The sequence below is a fragment of the Rhodanobacter umsongensis genome, assembly GCF_042654965.1.
GTDB classification, from domain to species: Bacteria; Pseudomonadota; Gammaproteobacteria; order Xanthomonadales; family Rhodanobacteraceae; genus Rhodanobacter; species Rhodanobacter umsongensis.
Window position 1 is genome coordinate 1 of record NZ_JBHSMK010000016.1, and the last position, 3387, is coordinate 3387.

2 protein-coding genes are annotated in these 3387 nt (G+C 67.8%); both read left to right on the plus strand.

Annotated features, from left to right (window positions below):
- Nucleotides 1-599 (plus strand): ATP-binding response regulator (locus ACFPME_RS17595; RefSeq protein ID WP_377307000.1); only part of this gene is annotated, 599 nt, incomplete at its 5' end.
- A 162-nt stretch (nt 600-761) separates the two neighbouring features.
- Nucleotides 762-3387, plus strand: a 2626-nt coding sequence (locus ACFPME_RS17600; RefSeq protein ID WP_377307001.1) for a ligand-binding sensor domain-containing protein, incomplete at its 3' end; no start/stop codon positions are given.

The window sequence follows — 3387 nt, forward strand, 5'->3', positions numbered from 1 at the left end:
AGCGCTTCGAACAGGCGGACGGTCCGCAGCGGCGCGCCGGCAGCGGGCTGGGCCTGGCGATCTGCCGCGAGCTGGTCGACATGATGGGCGGCAGCATCGAACTGGAATCGCGCGTCGCGCATGGCAGCACGTTCCGGGTCCGGCTGCCGCTGATCGAGGCGACAGCACCTGCGCCGCCTGCGGCGATGGTCGCCGCGACCGAGCGGTTCCATCGCTTGCTGCTGGTGGAGGACGACACCATCGTGGCCGCCGTAATGCGTGGCCTGCTGGAGCGCGACTGCCATGCGGTGGTGCACGTCACCAACGGTCTGGCCGCGCTGGCCGAGCTGGCGCATGCGCGTTTCGACGCGGTGCTGCTGGATCTGGACCTTCCCGGCGTCGATGGCTTCCAGATCGCCCGGCTGATCCGCCAGCGCGAGCATGCCGGGCAGCATCTGCCGATCGTGGCGGTGACCGCGCGATCAGGCGGCGAGGACGAGGCACGCGCACGTGCGGCCGGCATGGATGGCTTCCTGCGCAAGCCGCTCAGCGGCGAGCAGCTGAGCCGCGCGCTGGCGCAGGTAGTGAAAGCCGCACCGGGATCGAAGATTCCGGCGTGAGGTCTTTCGATCTCGCCATCTGCGCGCGGCGACGCGTTTCGCGCGCCTGCCGGCGACGTATCATGACCGCGCCGACGGCATTTGGCATCATCGGATCACCGCGCCGGAACAGGCCCACGCGCCTCCGTACGGCCATCGTTGCGGCATAGGGAGCACTAGCTGATGTTTTCGGCCGTCCTGCTGAATGTGGCGCTGGCCATGGCCGCGCCTGCCGCGAATGCCGCCGTGCCGTCGGTCGCACCGCCGTCGTCCACCCTGTTGCCGACGCCGCAGTTCCGCCGTTATGCGACCAGTGATGGCTTGCCCAGCAGCAGCGTCTATACGGTCGTGCAGGATAGCGATGGCGCGATGTGGTTCGGCACCAAGGGCGGTATCGCGCGCTACGACGGCGTGGACTTCAAAGTGTTTCGCCACATCGCGAACGACCCCGGCTCGCTGCATGACAACGGCATCGCCTCGATGCTGTTCGATCGGGATGGCCGGCTCTGGGCTGGCGGACTCGAGGCGGGCCTGAACCGCTACGACGAGGCCACCGGCAAGTTCGTGCACTGGGAGCACGACCCGCACGATCCGTCCAGTCTCGGCAGCGACAAGGTCTGGGCGATCGCGCAGGATGCCGACGGCAGCCTGCTGGTGGGCACGGCGCGCGGGCTGGATCGGCTGTTGCCGGATGGCCGTCGGTTCCAGCATCTGGCCAACCCCCTGCTGGGCACCGATCCGGCCACCTTCGGCCTGGTCGGGGCGCTCTATATGGATAGCCGTCGGCAGCTGTGGATCGGTAGCAGCTATGGCGTGTTCCGCCGCGATGTCGAGGGGCGCATGCATCGGGTGTCGCAGTCCGGCACCTCCGAGCCGATCGAAACCTGGCATATCGACGGCAACGGCGACGAAGTGCGCATCGCCACCAGCCAGGGTTTGCTGGTGGCGGGCAAGGACGATATCGCGCGGCCGTTCGGTGTCGGCGTGATTCCGCAAGGCAATGTGCTCAGCAGCGTCCGCGACCGCACCGGTCGCCTGTGGGTCGGCACCCAGCAGGGCCTGTTCATGCAGCGCCGGCCGGGCGATCCGGTCATGGCGGTCACTGATCAGCCGTTGCTGCAGGGCGATCTGCCCGGCACCTGGGTGTGGTCGATGCTGGTCGACGGCGAAGGTGGCTTGTGGGTGGGCCTGCTGGATGGCGGCGTGGCGTACCTGGCGCCGGGCTGGAACGACACCAGCCGCTTCACGCATATCCCCGATGACCCGGCCAGCCTGCGCGATTCGATCGTCACGGCGATGGCCCGCGGGCACGATGACCGGGTCTGGGTGGGCGAGCGTTCCGGCCGGATCGACAAGCTCGATCCGGTGACCGGCAAGATCGAACATGTGCTGTCGGGTCTGGGCGGCGACGTGCTGGGGATGACCCAGGACGCGCACGAGCGATTGTGGATCGCGGTTCGCGGCGGGCTCTATCGGTACACCCTGGGCAAGCCGCCGCAACGGGTCGATCCGCGCAATCAGTGGCTGAAGCATCCACTGGAAGTAGAACCCGGGCCCGACGGGAAAATGTACGCACGCACCTTCGGCGAGGGGCTGTTCCAGATTGACCGGGAGACGCTGGCCATCAGTCAGGTGCCGATGGAGCAGGCGAACCAGCGCGTGCTGTGGGGCAGCCAGCTCACCTTGCACGACGGCCAGTTCTGGTACGCCAGCGACGGCGGCATGTTGCGGATGAACAAACAGCATGACCGCTTCGAGGCCGTCAGCGGAGTGATCAACGACCGCGCCGTCAATGCCTTCGATTTCACGCCCGACGGCCTGTGGATGCTGCGGCCCGACGGGCTGGAACAGTACCGCTATCGCGGCGATGGCCTGGTGCTCGATCGCACGCTGAATGCGGCGCACGGCTGGCCGTCGATCAACGTGGTCGACGTGCGGGTCGATGCATTGCAGCGGGTGTGGCTGCTGGGGCGCGATGGCCTGTGGTGCTTCGATCCCGCGAGCGGCCGATTCCGTTCGCTGGGCTTGCAGAATGGGCTGGCCAATGGCGAGTTCTCCCGCGGCTTTGCGTTGATGCCCGACGGCAATCTGTACGCACCGACCCTGGGTGGCGTAGTGGCTTTCAATCCCGATCGGCTGCGCGAGCGCACCGGGGTGTCGCCGCTGGCGATCACTCAAGTCAGCGTGCGCCGCGATGGCAAACTGCAGCCTTTGCCCGGAAGCCGGGCGTCGATCGATCTCGGCTGGAGGGAGCGCGGCTTCAATGTCTCGGCGCGGCTATCGTCGTATATCGATCCGGCCGCGAATCACTACCGCTTTCGCTTGCGCGGGTTCGATGCCGACTGGGTGGATGCCGGCAATCATGGCGAACGCGAATTCGCCGGACTGGCCGCCGGCGATTACACGCTGGAAGTGAAAGCCGCTGGCGCGGACGGCCAATGGGCCCTGTTGCGGTCGCCGCTGCGCATCCACGTGCAGGCGCCGCCGTGGGTGCGCTGGTGGGCGTGGCTGATCTATGCGCTGCTGCTGGCCAGTGCGGTGAGCCTGGTGCTGCGCAGCTGGCGGCGGCGGCTGGCGCAGCGCCATCGCATGCAGCTGACCGAACAGCAGCGGCAGATGGCCGAGGCGGCCAGCGCGGCCAAGACGCAGTTCCTGGCCACGCTGAGCCATGAGATCCGCACCCCGATGACCGGCGTGATGGGCATGGCCGAACTCCTGCTGAGCACGCCGCTGAGCCCGCTGCAACACGACTACACCCAGGCCATGCAGCGCTCCGGCAGCATGCTGCTGAAGCTGCTGAACGATGCGC